At 31.8% G+C, this 20,701-nt stretch carries 25 protein-coding genes; 10 read left to right on the top strand and 15 right to left on the bottom strand.

The genetic code is table 11. The features are described 5' to 3' along the window. Positions 1–140 precede the first annotated feature (140 nt). Positions 141–836, top strand: a complete 696-nt coding sequence (locus WNY78_RS17080; protein ID WP_040254020.1) for a LytTR family DNA-binding domain-containing protein — start codon at positions 141–143, stop codon at positions 834–836. 566 nt (positions 837–1,402) lie between these two features. Here WNY78_RS17080 and priA read toward each other — a convergent pair. From priA to WNY78_RS17055, 5 genes are all read right to left on the bottom strand, one after another. Then, complete coding sequence (gene priA / locus WNY78_RS17075) at positions 1,403–3,856, bottom strand: primosomal protein N' (RefSeq protein ID WP_342874434.1); 2,454 nt, start codon at positions 3,854–3,856, stop codon at positions 1,403–1,405. A 79-nt stretch (positions 3,857–3,935) separates the two neighbouring features. Continuing rightward, positions 3,936–4,469 (bottom strand): DUF6252 family protein, encoded by a 534-nt coding sequence (locus tag WNY78_RS17070; RefSeq protein ID WP_342874433.1) that lies wholly within the window; start codon positions 4,467–4,469, stop codon positions 3,936–3,938. Positions 4,470–4,485: 16 nt separating this feature from the next. Continuing rightward, complete coding sequence (locus tag WNY78_RS17065) at positions 4,486–5,367, bottom strand: hypothetical protein (protein WP_342874432.1); 882 nt, start codon at positions 5,365–5,367, stop codon at positions 4,486–4,488. Between the two features lie 12 nt (positions 5,368–5,379). Continuing rightward, on the bottom strand, positions 5,380–5,826 hold the full coding sequence (locus WNY78_RS17060) for a hypothetical protein (protein WP_342874431.1): 447 nt from the start codon (positions 5,824–5,826) through the stop codon (positions 5,380–5,382). A 53-nt stretch (positions 5,827–5,879) separates the two neighbouring features. After that, positions 5,880–6,413, bottom strand: a complete 534-nt coding sequence (locus WNY78_RS17055) for a hypothetical protein (RefSeq protein ID WP_342874430.1) — start codon at positions 6,411–6,413, stop codon at positions 5,880–5,882. A 183-nt stretch (positions 6,414–6,596) separates the two neighbouring features. On the opposite strand from WNY78_RS17055, the gene WNY78_RS17050 reads away from it, so the two are divergent. After that, a complete protein-coding gene (locus tag WNY78_RS17050; protein ID WP_342874429.1) occupies positions 6,597–8,375 on the top strand; it encodes a histidine kinase in 1,779 nt (592 codons plus the stop codon). Next, the gene (locus WNY78_RS17045) at positions 8,376–9,110 is read left to right on the top strand and encodes a LytTR family DNA-binding domain-containing protein (protein WP_342874428.1); all 735 of its coding nucleotides are present in this window, start codon (positions 8,376–8,378) and stop codon (positions 9,108–9,110) included. 214 nt (positions 9,111–9,324) lie between these two features. Here the strand turns inward: WNY78_RS17045 and WNY78_RS17040 are convergent, their stop codons facing one another. From WNY78_RS17040 to nadC, 4 genes are read right to left on the bottom strand one after another with little or no spacing between them, the layout of a single operon-like run. Further along, entirely contained in the window at positions 9,325–9,909 is a 585-nt protein-coding gene (locus WNY78_RS17040; protein ID WP_342874427.1) for a hypothetical protein, read from the bottom strand. Between the two features lie 4 nt (positions 9,910–9,913). Then, positions 9,914–10,339, bottom strand: a complete 426-nt coding sequence (locus WNY78_RS17035; RefSeq protein WP_342874426.1) for a DUF2147 domain-containing protein — start codon at positions 10,337–10,339, stop codon at positions 9,914–9,916. Next, on the bottom strand, positions 10,332–11,282 hold the full coding sequence (locus WNY78_RS17030; protein WP_342874425.1) for a YihY/virulence factor BrkB family protein: 951 nt from the start codon (positions 11,280–11,282) through the stop codon (positions 10,332–10,334). Before WNY78_RS17030 ends, WNY78_RS17035 begins: the two co-directional genes overlap by 8 nt. Further along, positions 11,282–12,139 carry a carboxylating nicotinate-nucleotide diphosphorylase gene (gene nadC, locus WNY78_RS17025; protein WP_342874424.1) on the bottom strand — a complete coding sequence of 286 codons (858 nt, stop codon included), beginning with the start codon at positions 12,137–12,139 and terminating at the stop codon, positions 11,282–11,284. The genes WNY78_RS17030 and nadC overlap by 1 nt, the downstream gene beginning before the upstream one ends. A gap of 102 nt (positions 12,140–12,241) precedes the next feature. Here nadC and rlmH point away from each other — a divergent pair, with 102 nt between their 5' ends. Beyond that, entirely contained in the window at positions 12,242–12,715 is a 474-nt protein-coding gene (gene rlmH / locus WNY78_RS17020) for a 23S rRNA (pseudouridine(1915)-N(3))-methyltransferase RlmH (protein WP_342874423.1), read from the top strand. Between the two features lie 87 nt (positions 12,716–12,802). Here the strand turns inward: rlmH and WNY78_RS17015 are convergent, their stop codons facing one another. The 4 genes from WNY78_RS17015 to WNY78_RS17000 form a co-directional block, all read right to left on the bottom strand. After that, entirely contained in the window at positions 12,803–13,102 is a 300-nt protein-coding gene (locus WNY78_RS17015; RefSeq protein WP_342874422.1) for an HPF/RaiA family ribosome-associated protein, read from the bottom strand. 113 nt (positions 13,103–13,215) lie between these two features. Next, complete coding sequence (locus WNY78_RS17010; protein ID WP_342874421.1) at positions 13,216–13,572, bottom strand: lipocalin family protein; 357 nt, start codon at positions 13,570–13,572, stop codon at positions 13,216–13,218. 101 nt (positions 13,573–13,673) lie between these two features. Then, a complete protein-coding gene (locus WNY78_RS17005) occupies positions 13,674–14,102 on the bottom strand; it encodes a BLUF domain-containing protein (protein ID WP_342874420.1) in 429 nt (142 codons plus the stop codon). A 17-nt stretch (positions 14,103–14,119) separates the two neighbouring features. Next, positions 14,120–15,148, bottom strand: coding sequence for an AraC family transcriptional regulator (locus WNY78_RS17000; protein WP_342874419.1), 1,029 nt, complete (start codon positions 15,146–15,148; stop codon positions 14,120–14,122). A gap of 116 nt (positions 15,149–15,264) precedes the next feature. On the opposite strand from WNY78_RS17000, the gene WNY78_RS16995 reads away from it, so the two are divergent. The 4 genes from WNY78_RS16995 (at position 15,265) to WNY78_RS16980 (ending at position 17,460) form a co-directional block, all read left to right on the top strand. Beyond that, positions 15,265–15,840, top strand: coding sequence for a non-canonical purine NTP diphosphatase (locus WNY78_RS16995; RefSeq protein ID WP_342874418.1), 576 nt, complete (start codon positions 15,265–15,267; stop codon positions 15,838–15,840). 40 nt (positions 15,841–15,880) lie between these two features. Beyond that, entirely contained in the window at positions 15,881–16,330 is a 450-nt protein-coding gene (locus WNY78_RS16990) for a hypothetical protein (RefSeq protein ID WP_342874417.1), read from the top strand. Between the two features lie 71 nt (positions 16,331–16,401). Beyond that, positions 16,402–16,878, top strand: coding sequence for a hypothetical protein (locus WNY78_RS16985; RefSeq protein WP_342874416.1), 477 nt, complete (start codon positions 16,402–16,404; stop codon positions 16,876–16,878). A gap of 39 nt (positions 16,879–16,917) precedes the next feature. Beyond that, a complete protein-coding gene (locus tag WNY78_RS16980; protein WP_342874415.1) occupies positions 16,918–17,460 on the top strand; it encodes a DinB family protein in 543 nt (180 codons plus the stop codon). A 173-nt stretch (positions 17,461–17,633) separates the two neighbouring features. Here WNY78_RS16980 and WNY78_RS16975 read toward each other — a convergent pair whose 3' ends face one another. Next, entirely contained in the window at positions 17,634–18,077 is a 444-nt protein-coding gene (locus WNY78_RS16975) for a peptidylprolyl isomerase (protein ID WP_342874414.1), read from the bottom strand. A gap of 441 nt (positions 18,078–18,518) precedes the next feature. After that, entirely contained in the window at positions 18,519–19,046 is a 528-nt protein-coding gene (locus WNY78_RS16970) for a hypothetical protein (RefSeq protein ID WP_342874413.1), read from the bottom strand. 222 nt (positions 19,047–19,268) lie between these two features. Here WNY78_RS16970 and WNY78_RS16965 point away from each other — a divergent pair, with 222 nt between their 5' ends. Next, positions 19,269–20,039: an SDR family oxidoreductase gene (locus WNY78_RS16965; protein ID WP_342874412.1), complete on the top strand. Its 771-nt coding sequence runs from the start codon at positions 19,269–19,271 to the stop codon at positions 20,037–20,039. A gap of 91 nt (positions 20,040–20,130) precedes the next feature. Next, on the top strand, positions 20,131–20,700 hold the full coding sequence (locus WNY78_RS16960; RefSeq protein ID WP_342874411.1) for a Crp/Fnr family transcriptional regulator: 570 nt from the start codon (positions 20,131–20,133) through the stop codon (positions 20,698–20,700). The last annotated feature ends 1 nt before the right edge of the window (position 20,701 follow it).

Below are 20,701 nucleotides of genomic sequence, written 5' to 3'. Positions count from 1 at the left end.
CAACGTTTTTGTATATAAAATTTCAGAGATTTTTGATGTCTTAATATTTTGTTAAAATTAACAGTTTACCGATGTTTTTTGGTTTTTAACCGAATTTTTTGTACTATTGTCGATATCTTAACCTAAAATATAATAATGTTATGACTTTAAACTGTGTAGTAGTTGATGATTCTGCGATTCAACGGTTATCCATTGTAAAGTTAATTGAGAATCATAGCTCACTTAACCTTATAGCAGAATACAGTAGCGCGTTAGAGACCAAAAATGGGCTCAATACTCATAAAGTAGATTTAATCTTCTTAGATATTGAGATGCCTGTGCTTAACGGTTTCGAGCTGCTCGACGTACTCAACAACAAACCCCAAATTATTTTCGTTACAGGTAAAACTGAATACGCATTTAAAGCTTTCAACTATGATGCAACCGACTATCTACAAAAACCTATTACTAGGGAACGTTTTAATACATCTGTAGAAAAAGCACTAGAGCAACATAAATTAAAGCTAGATTTCAATGAAACTGATGGTGAACATATTTTTGTCAAAAGTAACTTGAAAAAACGTAAAGTTTACATAAAAGATATTAAATGGATTGAAGCTCTTGGAGATTACGTAAAATTAGTGACCGAAGAAAACAGCTTAGTCGTTTTATCTACTATGAAAGCTTTCGAACATGAATTACCAGAAGGTAAATTTTTAAGAATTCATAAATCATATATCGTAAACCTGGATAAGGTTGATAGATTTAACAGTAAAAACGTAGAAGTTGGTGCTTATGAGATACCATTGAGTAGAAATAAGAAAACCCAACTTGTAGATGCGTTAAACAATATTTAAGTATGAAATAAAACTACATTTCAAACTTATTTGCCCTAATGATCAACTAACATTTGAATAAAAATCCCACCGCTCAGTGGGATTTTTTGTGTTTTATAGTGTGCTTCGGAAATTTTATTTCTCCCAAAACCATCTATTACACGAACTTTATCATTTCGATCCCGAAAACTTTCGGGATCGGAATGACAGTTTAACTGAAGATTGATGTTTTGTTTATTAAAGTCACTTTTTATTGTGATTTCGCCACTGTTGGTGTTTTCCAACAACAGTTTTAACTTAATACTATGAGTTTGTTTGTGAAAAACACCAACAAAGGTGCTTCTATTCTATCTTTAGAAATGTGAACTCTTCAAAAATAGTCTTTTCAACAGACCTTGTCACTTCGAGGAACAAGAAATCTCAAGTGATATAAGAAGTGATAAGAGATAAGAGATTGCTCCTATCGTTCGGAATGACAGTTTAACTGAAGATTGATTTCTGTTTACAAAATCACGTTATTTAACGGGATTAGCCTGCCTGCCGACAGGCAGGTTCGATTACGAAATTTGTGCCAAATTTCTATCTCACTAATAATTATCCACATTTAAAATCACACGAATAGGCCTAAAATCTTTCACACTCAAAAAGCTAGTATTAATCTTCATAATCGCTTCTTTAGTACGACCTAAAGATTGTTTTTGCGGAATCTTCACCAAAATATGTTTCAAATACTGATTTCTAATTCTTGCCACAGGCGGAAACTCAGGTCCTAAAACATGCTTATCAAAAACGGTACGTAATGATCTTGCATACCAGTCTGCTCCTACATCAACTTTTTGATAATCTTTATGTTTCAAGGTGATTTTTATCATCCTATATACTGGTGGATATTTAAAAGCATTTCGTTCTGCTAATTGCTCCTCAAACATCTCGAAATAACTATTTGTAGAGACTTGTTGCAATATTTTATGATACGGATTATAAGTCTGGATCAATACCTTACCACGTGCTTCTGTACGTCCTGCTCTACCAGAAACCTGAGCCATCAATTGGTAACTACGTTCATGTGCTCTAAAATCTGGAAAGTTGAGCATATTATCTGCATTCATGATACCAACGAGCTTTACATTTCTAAAATCTAAACCTTTGGTCAACATTTGCGTACCTACCAAAATATCAATTTCACCTTGCTCTAAAGCAGTGATAATCTTTTCATAACCATATTTTCCTCGTGTGGTATCCAAATCCATTCGACCTACTTTATGATCTGGAAATAACAACTTTGCCTCCTGCTCTACTTGTTCAGTTCCAAAACCTTTACTATCGAGTTCTACGCTACCACAAGCATCACAGGCTTTTGGCATGACCGAGTTATAACCACAATAATGACATCGCAATTGGTTTCTATATTGATGAAACGTCAAACTCACATCACAATTAGGACATTGAGGTGCGTGACCACAAGAATTACATTCTATAATTGGAGAAAATCCTCTTCTATTTTGAAATAGGATGACTTGAAAACCTTGCTCCAACGTGTCTTTAATTTCTTCTATCAATCGGTCACTAAAATGACCTTGCATGCGCTTTCGCTTTTGCTTGTCTTTTATATCCACCAACTCAATATCTGGCATCATCACATTATTGTAACGATGGTTAAGTTCTACCAAACCATATTTGCCTTGCTGTACATTATAGTAACTTTCTAAACTTGGTGTCGCAGATCCTAAAAGCGTTTTACTTCGGAAAATATTTGCCAACACAATAGCTGTATCACGAGCATGATATCTAGGTGCTGGATCAAACTGCTTGTAAGACGACTCGTGCTCTTCATCAACGATAATGAGTCCTAGGTTTTTAAAAGGTAATAATACTGAAGAACGTGCTCCCAAAACAATTTGCGCTTTAGGTAAATTATTGAGTACATTATTCCAAACCTCAACACGCTCATGAGCCGAATATTTACTATGAAAAACAGCGACTTGCTCGCCAAAATAATTTTGTAAACGCTCTACTAATTGCGTGGTTAATGCAATTTCTGGAAGCAAATACAACACTTGCTTTTTAGCTTTTAATTGATCTTCTATGAGTTTGACATAAATTTCTGTTTTACCAGACGATGTCACACCATGAAGCAAAGTAATATTCTGATTTTCAAACGTTTTAGACACTTCGCTTAAAGCTTTCTCCTGATGCTCATTGAGTCGCTTTGAGTCTTCATTATCATCACCATCGTATTGAACACGATCCATTTGAATGTGATATTCTTCAAGAATGCCTTTATCTATTAAGGTTTTAATTATTGTAGAAGAAGCATCACTTTCTTCCGATAAATCTGAAACTTTCACAGGTTTCTTTGTTTGAGCAGAAATTGAAAATAACGTCATAATAACGTCTCTTTGTTTTGGTGCTCTGCTTAACTCTTCTAGTAAGTTTTGCAGGCCATTTTCCGAAGAAAACTGCGATGCTATTTTTACGTATCTAACGAGTTTTGGTTTGTACTTTTCATAAATTTCTTCTTGAACAGAAATGGCATTTTTTTCCAATAATCTTTTGATTACTGGCAACACATTTTTCTTATCCAAAATGGACATCATATCCTGAATTTTCAAAGAGGACTGATGATGCAATGCTTCGTAAATTACGAACTCATCATCTTTTAAATCTTCATCATTAATAACAACAGATTCGTTTTTACTCACTACCGTTTCGCTTTCTAAAATAAACGGACTCGGTAAAGCTGCTCGCATGACATCACCAAGCGTGCACATATAATATTTAGAAATCCAATGCCAATGCTGTAATTGTTGCGTCGTTACAATTGGAGTTTCATCTAAAATTTGATGAATGTCTTTAGCTTCATAAACTAGAGGAGCATTATTATGAATTTCTAAGACTAAAGCTGTGTAGATTTTAGACTTTCCGAAGGGAACAGACACACGAATTCCTGGTTGCAGAAACTCAGCTTCTGCCTTTGTTATAGCATAAGTAAAGCTTTTTTCTAGAGGAATTGGCAGTATAACGTTGATGAAATTACCCATTGCTCAAAGGTAATAGGTTTAAATAAAAAAACCATCTTAAATTATAAGATGGTTTTGATTTTAGTTGGTTATAATTTGTTTAATCCTGAATGCTATATTCTAAATTATTAAAAACACCATTGGTAACTGTATAAGTGATACTCACATTATCATCATCTATGGCAATAAAATTAAATTCTCCAGAAATCGTCTGATTCACTTTATCTATTGCTGTTATTTTGACATAAGCATTCCCATCAGACTCTCCTCCATTTTCAAATCCAGCAGTACTTTCACTAAAATATGATCCAGCAACAACTTCATTTTCATTGGTTGCATTGAGTTCATAACCAACAACTACTGAGTCAAAATCTAATCCGCCAAAAACTAAACCAACTGACCTTGGATTCTCTGTACCATTATATTCTGCTCCTGCGAGGCCAATTATGAAATTAAAATCTGTGTTGTACAAATACGCTGATGTTGCACCAGGAATATTGATAGTTGTGAAATTTATTCCGTTCACATTTGCGGTTATATAAGATCCATTTGGATCATTATCATCCAAAATTGAATCATCGCTACCACATGCAAATAATGACGTTAGGACTAGAAGAATTATTAGTTTTTTCATTTTACTTGTCTAAAGATTAGTTATCTATTTTAAATAATTTTTTGAGGGATGAAGTATCAGATTTTTTTTTGGTTTGTTCCTTTTGGGTCGTAGTTTTCTTATTTACAGTTCTTGATGTTCTACCTCTCGTTGTTTGTTGTGCTCTTCTATCTTCTTTTTTAACAGATGTTGCGCTAATTTTACCATCAATCAATTTTGGAATATTAGCAATGGTTCCACCATTATTTTTGTCTGCAATGGCTCGTAAGATTGCGACTTCATAATCCTGAATCCCAAAGTAAGCAAGATCATATAACGCAATGGCTTGCGCATAATTTTTATGCTCTTCATGAATCAAAGCCATTAACAACAATTCATGTCGTCTAGACATTACATTGTCTTTGTTAGGATTAGCTTCATAACAGCTATTAAGATCTGCTTCTGCTTTATCAAAACTACCTAAATTATAATGCAATTGTGCTCGACTAAAATAAGAATATGTGTTTGGAGACATTGCCACAAGCTGATTTTGGGTTTCCAAATCACTGGCTTTTGCTCGTTCTCTCGCAATGAGTTTCTTGCTTAATTTCTCACGTTCTAAATGATCAAAATAGGCTTTGCATGCATAGACTAATTCTGATTGCATGACAACTATCAGATCGCGTCGTGCGACTTGACCTAAAAGGTATTTTTTATTGACATCTTCTTCAACAATTTCAGCATCAATTTGGATGGCATATTTTGGTAAAGTTTCTCTAAAACATGCTTTGTATGCGTTTTCTGTGAGTTTCCGTTTTTGGCTTTCGAGCGTAAGGCAATCACACATATCTGCTCTAAATGCCGACTTGTAGGATTGGCTAGTTGCTACATTTCCGAAGAAAACAATACTAATGACTACTATGGTATTTTTTATATTCATTGTAGAGCTGTTTTAATTTTGATCATCTTCATCATCTTCTTCAGTCCCAGCAAAATACATTTTCACTGTTTTCATACAATATTTCAACGCCTTTTTAGATTTGTTGAGATTAATAGTGGCTTTACCTTTAATCATAATATTATGATTCCCACTTGACATATCATCTGCAACGGTCGGTAACACTTGCCATAAACTATCAATATCTCGTTCTGCACGTTCTAATAATTCGTTTTCAATATCTGCTGGTACCTCAACACCAGCTTGCGTTAAACTATCATACACAAACACTTTATGATACAGCTCAAATGAATTTTTTACAAACTGGTCAACACTTTCAATTTTTGATACTCTTTTGGGTGGTTTTAATCGTTTCTTTTGCGCAAATCCACAAAGAGGAATTAAAAATATTACGACTATTACTACGGAAATATGCTGTTGTAATTTATGTATTGCTTTCATGAGGGTTGGATTAATAACAGTTAATTATGTTATGAATATTGCAGTCTAAACTGCTAATAATTGATGGTTCCGTTCATTGTAAGAATCGTTTCTGTATCGACATTAATTACAGTAGTATCATCAAACACAATTTGCTTTGCTACTTTATCAACACTAAAACCTGTACCACAATCGGTGTTATCTGCTGCAGACGTTGCAGGTGTTGTGCATACATAACTAAACTCTTCTCCATTTTTGAGAATCGTCATAGAAATTGCTTTATTAACTTCTGCATTATCACCAACAGTAAATTGTGCTGCTACAATGACAAAACCATTTAAGAAATCTGTTGGAATTAATTCGCCATTTACAATGGTTGTATTTTCGTCTAGAAGCACAACAGAACTTGATGTACCAGTTGAACTTAATCCATCTGGATCAATATTACCTACTGTTAATGAACTACCAAGACTTGATGTGTCTGGACCAGATAATTGAATAGTGCCAAAATTACCGCTACCTCCAGAATTGGAATCATCGTCACCTGAACAACCCGTTAAAAGCAATGTGATAATTAAGATTTTAAATGCGTTGCGTATCGTTTTCATAGTTTTTTATTTTTACTGAATATTATATTAAGTCATTTGAATATTTAAATAACTCTTTTTTTCTAGTAAAAAACTATAGCAAACTTATTAACGTTGACTTTAAACGTATTAACGTCACTCTTGTAGCCTAATTATGACAAATAATTGCTATTTTTAACCAGCTATTATTTATTAAGCACTTTTATGAAAAGATTACTACCAATCATCTTTTTCATGTTGTCATTTTTTTGTTTTTCTCAAAACAAGGTTATTGATTCTCTTGAAAACGTCATAAACAATTACAAAATAGAAGACACTACGTATGTCAATTTACGTACGTCATTTGTTGCTAAGAAAATGTTCTTAACACCATCAGATACAACTTGGATGGATTACAATCTAAAAACCCTTGAAGTATCTAAACGTCTCAATTATAAAAAAGGGATTGTGTTGGCTAATAATAGTTTAGGGATTATACAACATTATTTTTTATCAGACCCTTTGAATGCTTTAGATTACTATCAAAGTGCCTATAAAGCAATTGAAAATGATCCAAAACTTAAAAAATATGCGGTTGGAGTTCTCACCAATATCGGACTCATTAACTACGAGCAACAAGAATATGACAAAGCATTAAAAACCTTTAAAACATTACTAGATTATCCGCAATACAGAACCAACACTTATTTTAATATTGGAAATATTTATGGACATCAAAAAAAGTTAGATTCATCAATATATTACTACAAAGAAGCCATTGCAGAAGCAAATAAAGATAATAGCGTTTTACACATTGCGAATATTAAAAGTAATCTAGGACTTGTTCAAACAAATGCTGGTTATTTAGAAGACGGATTGGTAAGTACAAACGAAAGTTTAAAGCTAGTAGAAGAACACAAACTTGAAGTCTTGAAAGTTTCTGCTTATGTCAATGCTGCAGAAGTATATTTAGCTAATAACGCTATTGAAAAAGCAGAGTATTATGCAACTAATGCTTTACAGCTCAACGAAGCGCTTAACAATATGGCTACAAAAAACACAGCACTTGCCACTCTAGCTAATGTATATGAGCGAAAAGGCAATTATGAAAAAGCACTAAAAGCGTTTAAAGAACATGTGGTTTTAAAAGACAGTGTGATTAATGCAGACCGAAAACTAGAAATCTCTAGAAAAGAAATTCAATACGAAGCAGATAAAGACCGTGCCATTGCTCAAGTAGAAATTGAACGTCAAAAATCTATTAAAAATGCCTCTATAATTGGAGGAAGCTTATTCATATTAGCATCATTAATTGGTTTTATGTTATACCGAAGAAAGCAAGACGCAGTTGCAAAAACCAAAGAAGCAGAGTTTAATGCCAAGGTATCTGACACAGAGCTTAAGGCGCTACGCTCGCAAATGAATCCGCATTTTATATTTAATTCTTTAAATTCTATAGGTGATTATATTCTGAAAAACGACACACAATCTGCGAGTGATTATTTAGGTAAGTTTGCAAAATTGATGCGTTTAACTCTAGAAAATTCTGAGAAAAGCGAGATTCTTCTTTCCGAAGATATTTCGCTATTAAAAACCTATTTAGACATTGAGTGTAAACGTTTTGAAAACAAGTTTGACTACACTATTGAAGTTGACGACGCTTTAGATCCTGAGAACATTATGATTCCGCCAATGATTTTACAGCCATTTCTTGAAAACAGTATTATTCATGGGTTATCAACCACAACCAAAGGTCATATTGTGATTGCATTTAAAGACATGAATGAGATGATTATTTGTAGTGTTGATGATAATGGTGTTGGACGAGAAAAAACGAGTTCTAATGGTGCTTCGGAAAACAGGAAATCTATGGGAATGGCAATAACAAAAAGTAGAATTGATATTATTAACAAGGTTAAAAACACTAAAGGTGACGTGAAAATTATTGACAAATCACAAGGCACTCGTATTGAAGTAACCCTTCCTCTCCAATTGGCATACTAAATGATAAAAACAATACTTATTGATGATGAGCAACATTGCATCACACGATTACTAGATTTAATTGGGAGACATCCAAACACGTTTAATGTTATAGCGACTTGTACTACTGTTGAAGATGCTCTAGACGTTGTCCCTAAACTACAACCAGATTTGGTGTTTCTAGATATCAAAATACATGAACGCACAGGTTTTGATTTTTTAAGAGAAATCCCTGAAGTTAATTTCAAAGTCATTTTTACAACTGCGTTTGATAATTTTGCAATTAAAGCTTTTAAGTTTAGTGCCTTTGATTATTTACTAAAACCCATTGATAGTGATGATTTTAGTGATTCTATCATTCGTTTAAAAGGTGAATTATCTCAAAGTACGATTGAGAATCAAATTAAAAATTTATTCAATAATTTAAAACCAGAGCAGAATAAAATAATTACAATTCCGTCATTAACGGGTTTTGAAACGCTTAAAGTAGAAGATATTATTCATTTAGAAGCAGATACGAGTATCACTCACATTTATACAAAAGACAAAAAAACGGTAGTTTCTAAACCTATTAAATTTTATGAAGATTTATTAGATGACACTGTCTTTTTTAAAACGCATAAATCACATTTAATAAATCTTAAGCACGTTAAAAAATATTACAAAGGCAAACAGAGTTATGTGGTGATGTCAAATGATGCACAAGTGCCAATTTCCGTTAGAAAAAAAGATGAGTTTTTGAGGCGTTTTGATTAGTAAAACGGTTTAATTATAGTATTTAATCTTGACAAGATTTTTTCAAATGTGATGATGTCTTCTTTGTTTATAAGTCTAAGCGACTTTATGAATAGATTATCATCTTTTAACTCAATTTCGAGACCTTTAAATTCTACTAGAATATCAATTATTCTTTTAATGTGTACAATATGATGAGACTTTTTAAACGTAAAGCACTCATAATTATCAAATTTTAATTCGTCATCATTTCTAATTTTATCAAAAAAGGCTTCTGCTTTAGTTTTCTCTCTGAAATAATAGTGTCCATTTTAGACTCAATTCTCAACCATAACATTAATTGAGGTTGTGTGAGAATATGAGCTACATTAGTTTCTGGAGCAGGAGAAAATATAAAACCATATTCAAAACTGAACAAACTAGAGAATGTCCAATCATCATAATGAGAGAGTATGATTGATTTTTCTAGCACATCAAAATCTTCATTTTCAAAGTGATCACGTTTTAAGTACTGTTTATTTACTCTAAAATGATTTAATGCTCGTTCTACAATTTGCTGTTCTTCATATGGTAATTTACTAATATCTTCTTCTGGAATTTCTCTATGTTCGTTACCATGAGTTAACCAATACCCAGATTCTGCTTGTTCTAAGGTGAGTTTTGTTCCTGTTTCTGGATCTATGATGTATTCTTCTGCAAGGCTTCTTCTTATTTTCTCCTCTTGCTCTATTTCAGATTTAGTTTTCCAATTAAACATCAAATAAAAAACTAATACAACAACAAATACAATTGCAACTAAAAAAATAATTTCGGCAAACATAGATTTAATTTTCTGCTCTAATCCAATATTGTGTACGATAGAAAAAAGCGACATAACCTCGTAATTGGAGTCTGTTTGGATTATCGTCGTCGAGTTTTATTCTGCAATCGTAAACTTTACCGTCTTCGGGATTTGTGACGGTTCCTTTTTTATAAACATCACCAGATTTTTCCATGTCTTTAATAATATTTAATCCTAAAACAGGCTTATTATTATCTTCACCTGGACAAAATTTACAAGGCAAATCTCTTTTCACAGGATCAAATATTTCAATAATTTTTCCGTAGACTTTTCCGTTTTCTTGGTAGATTTCTACAATAGATTTTTTTTCTCCAGTCTCATCATCTACCGTTTTCCATTTTCCGAAGATCGTTTGAGAAATAATACTTTGAGAGATTAAAAGAGCTACAATTATAAGATATTTATGCATCGTCATCATTTCTTTTTAAACGTCTAATTGTTGCGTTTAGTTCATAGCCTAACAATAAAATATTAGAATTAAGCCATAAGTATAACAGTAAAATTAATAATGCTCCAATAGAACCGTAAAGCTTATTGTATTGTGAGAAATTTTCGATATAAATTCCGAAAAAATAAGATGTGAGAATAATAAGCAATGTGGTAAACAAAGCACCAATAGAAAAGAACTTAGATTTTTTACCTGATTTTGTTCCGAAGTAATATAAAACTGCTGTTGCCAAATAAACCATAAAAACAAAGAAGAGATATTTAACAAACACGACCCAAAATAAGTCACTACTTTGTGCAGCATAATCTAAAGTTTCGAACTTCTCATATAGAGGCTGAATGACATATAATTGAAAATACCCAAAAAATGCAACCGTCAAAATCACTAATATGGCGAGAATCAAAGCAACACCTAAAGCATATAAATATTGTTTGAATATATTTCTTGTAAGCTCTTGATGATATGAATTTTCAAACCCTGAAAACACTGAATTCACACCATTAGCCATTAACAAAATAGAAATGATGAAGACAGAAGACAATAATCCGCCACGCTCTGTGTTTTCTATATTTTCAAAAATATTGGCAAAGAAAAAATCTGAGGTTTGAGGTGGTAAAACCGAAGTTAAAAATTCTTGAAACTCTAATTGAAACCCATCTATTGGAATGTAAGGCATTAAGATTAAAACGAATAACAAAAATGGAAATATAGCAGTAAAAAAACTAAAGGCAATAGCACTAGCTCGTGATGTTAATGCACCTTTAAAAATCCCAATAGCGTAGAGCTCCAATAAATCATATAATGATAAACCTACGAGTCCTGGGAGCTTTATTTTTCTTAGTAAATCTACAATGCGATTTACGACAGGAATTTTACTTAATATCTCTTTTAACGATTGTGACATTAAACCGCTTTAAGGCTCAAATCCAAATTATATACCGAATGTGTCAACGCTCCAGACGAAATAAAATCTACACCACACTCTGCGTATTTTCTAATAGTTTTCTCGTTGATACCTCCTGAGGATTCTGTTAAACAATGATCACCAATTAATTTCACAGCCGTTTTTGTGTCTTCATAGTTGAAGTTGTCAATTAAAATACGATACACACCTTCTGTCTTAAGAATTTCTTTGATTTCATCTAAGTTTCTAGCTTCTACAATAATTTTTAAATCGCGATTGGTATCTTTTAAATACTGCTTTGTTTTGTTGATAGCTTTTGTGATTCCACCTGCAAAATCAATATGATTATCTTTTAACATGATCATATCATACAATGCAAATCTATGGTTCTCTCCTCCTCCAATTTTTACTGCCCATTTTTCTAGAGCTCTAATTCCTGGTGTTGTTTTTCGCGTATCTAAAATTTTTGTACCAGTGTCCTCTAATAAATCAACAAACTGCTTAGTTTTAGTTGCAATTGCACTCATACGCTGCATTGCATTTAGAACCAATCGCTCTGCTTTTAAAATGGATTGTGAAGCTCCTTCCACATAAAACACAATATCTCCATATTTTACAGGACTACCATCTTGGATAAGTGTTTCTACTTTCATGTCTTTATCTACGTAAGCAAATACTTGCTTTGCAAATTCTACACCAGCAATAATACCTTCATCTTTTACTAAGAGCTTTCCTTTACCTTGAGCAGTTGCAGGAATACACGCAAGAGAACTGTGATCACCATCACCTACATCTTCTCTAATTGCGTTTGATATAATGAGTTCTATTTCTTTATTAAATTGTTCTTGTGAGATCATGTTTTAGATATTTAATGTAAAAATAGTAATTGCTTCTTAAAAAATTACAAATTCTATCCCGAAGATTCGGAACCAAATTCTAAAAAAGTATAACTTTGAAACATGACAATCAAACTCCTAGCCATAGGCAAAACAGACAACAAAGATTTACAGTCGCTTATTGATGACTATCAAAAGCGTTTGGGCTTTTACATCAAATTTGAATTTGAAATTATTCCTGATTTAAAAAAAGTCAAAAATCTAAGCGAAGATCAGCAAAAGCAAAAAGAAGGTGAACTCATTTTAAACAAGCTTAACACTACAGATGTTTTAATTTTATTGGATGAAAATGGAAAACAATTTGATTCTGTTGGGTTTTCAAATTACCTTCAAAAACATATGAATTCTGGCATCAAACAACTTGTTTTTGTAATTGGAGGACCTTACGGATTTTCACCAGATGTGTACCAAAAAGCAAATGGGAAAATATCATTATCTAAAATGACATTTTCCCATCAAATGATTCGCTTATTTGTGATTGAGCAATTGTATCGAGGTTTTACGATTTTGAGGAATGAACCTTATCATCATCGTTAAATAAAGTGTGTAGTGGTCAGTCTTCAGTTCTTAGTGCTTACTTTTAGGGTTAAAAGTTTTAGTATTCGACACTAAACTGCTAACTAATTAATGTGTTTTATAAACCTCTTTACGTTTTTTAATTTGTCGCTCTAAATCACTTATAGTAGTTCTTACTGCAACTTCGTATTGTGCTTCATCTGAGGTTGCAAAAATCCTAGGTCCTGGAAGACTTAATTCTATATCGCAAATTTTTCCTTTATCGTGACTTTTAGTATCATGTTTAAACCTAACCGTCGCACTTATTAAAAATTCATATCTATTAAAAAGTTTCTCTAATTTTTCTTCGGTAAAAGTGTTTAGGGTTTCACTCTTATCAACGTCTACATATTGAAAATTTACTGTCATAATCGTTCTCATTTTTAAGTTAATTTCTATACTCTAATTTACGAAAATTTGAGCATATTATTTCTTTAAAATTCATAAAGTATTGGTAATTTTTTCTTCGGAAATTTTAACGGTTACTTTTTTACGAGCGTTAAAATTTCAGCATTACCAGAACGACTCATTGTAAATGACAAGGTATCTTTAGTGAGCTTATTAATTTCTACTGCAATTTCCAATTTACCATCGGGTTTTGAGTATAAAATACCATCAGCAATTTTATAAGTTCCACTGGTTTCTTGAGTACTCACGTTTGAGGTATACGTATTATCTTTTTTAAAGCTGAAATAGGCATTATTAGCACATTTATCTTTTGAAGAAGCCACATCAATCCAACTCACACATTCCCATTCACCTACGATATCATCGGCATATTTTAAATCGTTACAAGATGCAAATAACAATACTGATAATACAAATAATACTCTTTTCATAATTTATAATTTATAATTGTTGAGGTTAGTTATTTCCACGAAATAATTCTTTATAAAACTCTAAATAACAAAACCTTGTATGGTTTAATTACACTAATGTATTATATAGAATTTAATAACTGAAGTACGCTTTTTTTAAGAGTTTTAAAAACTTCAGAAGACTGTTGCTTTTTATTGGCAGAATCAAAATAAACCTCCAATAACATTCTGTTATTTTGATCTCTCAATTGGTCTCCAGTAAACTTATAGAAAGCCATAGACCAATCATCCCATAACGTTTCATTGGTTGCTGTTTCAGATAATGTCATAACATTAAAATGTCTATTATCATCTTTTATTTTGGCATACAAATTTGTTATATCAGATTTTTCGCCTTCTATAATTTGGATAAACTGGTTGTCATGATACACAATGCAACCTGTAATATTATTTTCTTTATTAAACCGTTTTGCTTTTAAAAGCATTCGATCAATTTCTGAAATATCTAGGTTATCTTGGGCTTTAGACTGATATATGATTGAATAAGACATTTACAATTGTTTTGAAACTAGGATTTGATGGATAATAACTCTGGATTAGATTTGCATTGAGAAGGCAACACACCATAATGGTTTTTAAATATTTTTGTAAAATAGCTTCTGCTGCTAAATCCGACACTGTAAACCAATTCTGTAACATTTAAATCTGATTCAAAAATTAACTTAGCCGCCTTTTCTAGTCGTTTTTCAGTCACATAAACTGAAACAGTTTTATCATATAAGTATTTAAATCCAGCTTGCAACTTTGTAGAATTTAATCCCGAAATCATCTCCAATCGTCTAAGCGTCAAACTCTCTGTAAGATTATTTTCTACAAAAGTTTCTAATGCACTTATTTTATCAATTTCATATAAACGTAAAGGAGCATCTTTATGATTGTTAGATAAATCCTGAGAATGTCTATCTATTTGAGATGCCATCGCATTGAGAATGGCTGCTTCTTTAAACAAAATATCTTTTGTATCGTTAACACTGTATTTCAAGATATCATTAACGTAGTTCGATGTTCTAAAACATATTCTACCAGAGTACAAGAAGTTTTCTTTAGCATAAACTTTAGATAACACATTAAATGCATTTGATCTTAACTCGCTAAAATCTCCTGAATCAATGTCACCACTCAACGGGATATAAGAAATTATACTAACTTTTAATGGTACATCTTTAGGGAATTTAAGCTCTGTTTTAGTCTTATTACTTCTTTTTGCAATCGTATTTTGTCTAAAATTTATAGGTGTATAATTTGAATTTGAGCTAAATTTATGTTGGATATGTCCTTCGAGACAAAAGATAAAATCAATTATTTGACTAGAATCACCATTAAGGGTTAATTCTAATTCTTCAACCAAAGTAACATCTAATATTAAAACTGAAATATCTTTAGATATCACAGACACAGAAATGACTCCATCTCCAATAGAATTTTTCAAATTCGTATAACCAAATCCTGCTTCTTTGGTGTGTTTATCACCAATGACATTAGATATCTTGTCAAAACTGTCTAACAAATCGTTATAGAATATGCTTAATTTCACCATAGTAAATATCTATTTTCAGTTCGTTTTTATAAGTTTAAAGTTAATGAATATCTTTAATAAATATAATTATTAAAATTAAAACCTAGTTATTACTATTTTTGATCAAAATCACCCTCATGAAACTTGTCTTTGCTACCAATAATATCAACAAACTTAAAGAAGTACAATCATTAATACCTGAGCACATTCAACTCTTAAGTTTAAAAGATATTGGTTGCTTTGAAGACGTGCCAGAAACCCAACTCACTATTAAAGGTAATGCCATCCAAAAAGCAGAATATATAAAACAACACTACGGTTTAGATTGTTTTGCAGATGACACAGGTTTAGAAGTTGAAGCTTTAAATAACGAACCTGGCGTTTTTAGTGCACGTTATGCAGGAGTGCAGAGAAATGCTAATGACAACACAAATAAATTACTCAAAAATCTGGAAAATAAAACGAATAGAAACGCTCAATTTAAAACCGTTGTAGCCTTACATCTCAATAACAAATTAGAAACATTTACAGGAATTTGCAAAGGCGAAATCACCACAACAAAACATGGCACAGGTGGTTTTGGTTACGATCCAATTTTTAAAGCTGAAGGCTACAACAACACCTTTGCTGAAATCTCTTTAGAAGAAAAAAACAAAATTGGTCATCGTGGTAAAGCTGTACGTTTATTGGTTGATTATTTAAATAGTATTTAGGCAAGATATTTGTGACATTATAAAAACTACACACCATTAAATGAAAAATAATATACTTCTTATTGGATTTTTAATTCTAGCTACATCAGGCTTTTCTCAAACGATAGATTCGCTAAGCATCCTAAAAAAATCAGATTGGCAAACGTTACGATGGCTAGAAAGAGATACCGTAGTGCTGCTTCCTAAACCAAAAATTGACACAAACTTTGATGGTTTAACTATTATACAAAGGGATTTAAAAGTTAAACAAAACATATATGGAGAACGTATAAACTTTGACTCTGAAAAAGTCAAATATTCTAACAACATGTCTTGTCCAGTTGGTGAGACAGTAAAAAAGATAAACACTTTTGAACTTGTAAATAACACCATAATTATTGACTATCAAATTATGAAATGGCCATGGCAAAACATGGAATGGAAACGTTACAAAAGAACATTCAAAATCATTAGATGGTCTAGTGACGCAATTGTATTAACGAGATTATAATAACTTGAATTTTACAAAAAAAACAAACGTACTTCGATAGTCTTATAGTAAAGTCTCTTAAAACTCTAATCATGAATCTAGTATCAATAAAAAACAAACTCAATAACGCTTCCATATATCATTCCGAAGTAAATATTCTAAATAAACCGAGTGTTATAGGTTATGAGAAAAAGTTTAAATGGAGTTGGATGGCGACGCAATTAAACACATTTATTATTGCAACAGATTTTGGAGATACAGAAATAACCAAAGCTATAATAGAGCAACACTTAGCAGAAGCTTTCAATTTTACAAAACAAAATTTTACAGGTTGGCCTAGAGGTTTACAGTCTGGTCTAGGAGTTATTTGTATCTTGATTTCAAATAATATCACAGACGAAGCAAAAGACTACTGTATAAAACTAAAATCTGGAAAAAAATGGGCTGGCTTTACGATTCCTGTAGTTTATAATGCTGAAACTAATGAGAGTTTTCAATTTAGTAAGAATCCATTGTGGGGAAGAATTTATTATCCGCATTTTAAAAAACTGATTAACAATTTTAAATAAGCATCACGATACAATAGATCTAATCAAAACTTAAACATAATGAAACAATCATCTATTCTTACAACTTTAATTCTCTTTAGTTTGGTTACATCTCCTCTATTAGCACAACAAGATAAATTTATAGAAGATTATTTAGAACGCTTTGAAAATTCTAGAGCATATTTAATACTTGTGGCAGAAACAATGCCAGAAGATAAGTACAACTTTAAAGCCACACCAGAATCTTTGAGTTTTGCCGAAAACTTAATGCATATTGGTTTTGCTGTAGATTGGCATAGCCAGTCTTTATTAGGCGGACGAGAATCAAGGGTTTGGAAAACAGATACCATTTATAAGGTTGCCAACAAATCTAAAAAAGAAATGATAGCAACAATTAATAAAACATTTGATGAAGCAAAAACACTCATTAAACAATTTGACCCTAAACAATTTGATGACGAATTAGACTATTTTGGTTTGAATAGATCAAAGCGACAAATTTTCTTATTATTAGCAGATCACATCACGCACCACAGAGGGCAAATGCTTGTTTATATGAGACTCAACGGACTTGTTCCGCCTAGATATGTTTTATTTCAATAACCTAAACCGATTCAAAACGAAGCACTTGTTAATAAGTTTATAACATAAAGACCTCAAATTATAGTTATCAAATTAAACTATTTAAAAGTCCATTATTTACCTCTAAATACAAACAGCCTTTGCTAAATTAAAACAAAGGCTGTAAGATTATTTAAAATGACAAATATTAACTATTAGGCATTTTGAGTGTCTTTTATTTCAACAACTTCTAGATCAAAAATTAAATCTTTACCAGCTAGAGGATGATTGCCATCAACAACAATTGTATCATCTTTTACCTCAACTACAAGTAAATTGTTTTCTTGTCCATCTTCTGATTTAGAGACCAATCCCATACCAACCTCAGGCTTCATATCTTGAGGAAGTTTCGACTTTTCAACCTCTATAATCAATTCTTTATTGACGTTTCCGTAAGCCTCTTCTTTAGCAATTGTAATGGTTTTCTTTTCATTTAATTTCATATCGATGACACCTTTTTCAAAACCAGGAATTAATTGTCCTTGTCCTAAGGTAAATTCTAAAGGCTCTCTTCCTTCCGAAGAATCAAAAACTTGTCCGTCCATTAATTTACCAGTGTAATTTACTTTTACCGTGTTATTCTCTTTAACTTGAATCATACTATTTAATACATTTTTTTAAAATACTAAGTGCATAATTTTTACGCAACTTGTATCTTAGTTTAAACTTCCAACTTCTTTAGCTGCCAAAACCAAGCCAAAGCACCAAAAAAACTGACAAAATGCTTTCTAGACTCTAAATTTTACTTCGGAAATTGGAACAAACAAACCCTAGCTCTTTGATAGCAGTAAATCGTAACAGTAATAAATCTTTTTAGAAATCTTCTATTAATAAATACTCCATCTGAACATATGTCAGTTCATCTTAAAAAAACGGTACAATAGTCGCCATGACAAACACTAATGTGGTAAGTTTTTTAACACTAATTAAACTAGCTTCAAAAAGCCATTCATTTAAACTCTATATATAACTCAGTCACTTCAATAAAAAAATCCAGCCTAAGCTAGATTTATGATATCGTTAAAACTAGATATTTCTAGTTACTGCTTCTTAATAACCGAATTCATAGATTTAGTAACAGCTTCAGTAAATTTGGCATCGGCATTTTGTTCAACCATACCAACAAACATTAAGCAAGTCTCTGCATCAACTTCAATACAATAAATCATATTATTTAATGTTACACCTTCTGCTTCACTCGTACCTTTCATATAAAGCGCTGTGACACCATTTATTTCTGTTTCTCCTTTTTCTGAAATTTTAAACTTATCACCAGCATCTTTATTCATTTTTAGTTTTGAATTCTCATAAGTATCTGGTACCATCATAGCCATTACGACAGCTCTTGGGCTTTCAGAAACATAAGTGTTTGTGCTTACTTCCATAAAAAGGGACGTATCAACTTCCATTTCAATTTTTTTACTCATAAGCTCCATAACTCGAGCAAACTTTTCTTGCTCTGCATTGGTAACTTCACCTTCGGCAACTTCTTCTTTAGGTGTTCCTTCTTGTGCATTCAAATTCAAACCTAGAATTAACACTAAAAGTATAAGACATAATTTTTTCATAATATATTGTTTAGATGGACAATGTAATAATTCTGTATCACACAGAAAAATCATTGTCATTTTATTCCTGAATTACAAAAAGTAGACCATTTATTATTGTTGCCAATTTCCGAAGTCAAAAAATGACTTATTATATTATATTTGTAAAACAAAAGCACATAGTCTAAAACGACACGTCTTAATTTCTATACGATAACCAACACAATTGATATAAAAAACAACATGACAAACACTACTAAATTAACAGGAAAAAATGTTCTCATCACAGCTGGAGCTCAAGGCATTGGCGAATCCATCACCAAACATTTTATTGATAGTGGTGCAAATGTTGCTATTCATTATTTTTCTAGTGCTGATACTGCAAATCAATTGACAGAATATGCAACTAATAAAGGTTTAAAAGCAGTTGCAATATCTGGTGATTTAACAAAAGAAGCCGATGCAAATGTATTGGTAGAAAAAACAGTAGAAACACTTGGTGGTTTAGATATTCTTATTAATAATGCTGGTTCTCTTGTGGCACGTAAAATGCTGAATGAAATGGAAGCGGAATTCTGGCATAAAGTAATGGATATTAATTTAACGTCTATGATGTTTGTGACGCGAGCTGCTGCTCCACATTTAGCAAAAAATAACAACAGTAGTATTGTTAATTTAGCTTCTCTTGCTGGACGTAAAGGTGGTCATCCTGGATCGTTAGTATATTCTACTAGTAAAGGTGCAATTCTAACATTTACACGAGCACTTTCAACAGAATTAGGAGCCCAAGGTACACGAGTAAACGCTGTATCACCTGGACTAATTTTAGGAACTTCATTTCATAACACACATACAACAAAAGAATCTGCAGCTGAAACAACGGCTGGTATTCCAATTCAACGTGCTGGAAACGCAGCAGATGTTGCTCGAGCGGTTTTATTTTTAGCTTCAGAATACGACGGATTTATTACTGGTGCAACACTAGACATTAATGGTGGTGTTTATAATATGTAGGTTTTTTTTAAACTTCTACAACTTGACATTCACAAAAAAAAGTCGTAATTCGTTCAACTGCGGTTTTATACCATTTTGAAAACCAACACTGATGAAAAAACTAATAAACCTTATAAAATCACAATTCCCTTTAACTACAAAAGATATTAGTTTACTTAAAAAGAGTTTTATTCCAGTAAATGTACCTGCACAAACTAAACTTTTAGTAGCTGGAAAAATAGAACGCCATATCTACTTTATAAGTACTGGAATTGTAAAAGGTTATCAAAACATTGATGGTAAGTTAGTGATTCAACATTTAGTTCTTGAGCAAGATTTTTTTACATCTTTAGATAGCTTTATGAGTGAAACACCTTCTTTAGATTATTACGAAACTATTACCGATTGCGAACTAGTAAAAATATCTAAACCTGATTTTGATCATTTACAAGAAAACACACTTTTTTGGAAAGATTTTGTAAAAACAGTTACCAATGAACACTTAAACTGTAAGTTGGAACGTGTTAAAGATTTTCAAATCTTGACAGCTAAAGAACGTTACGTAAAGTTTGTAAATCAACATCCAAAGTTGGCACTAAACGTTTCTGTAGACAACATTGCTTCATTTTTAGGCATAGAACCTCAATCATTAAGTAGAATACGCAAACAAATCGTTTCCTAAC

This window comes from Psychroserpens sp. AS72, assembly GCF_038900375.1.
In the GTDB taxonomy this organism is placed as follows: domain Bacteria; phylum Bacteroidota; class Bacteroidia; order Flavobacteriales; family Flavobacteriaceae; genus Psychroserpens.
Note: the sequence above shows the minus strand (reverse complement) of the source record. Positions and strands in the feature narration are given on the sequence as shown.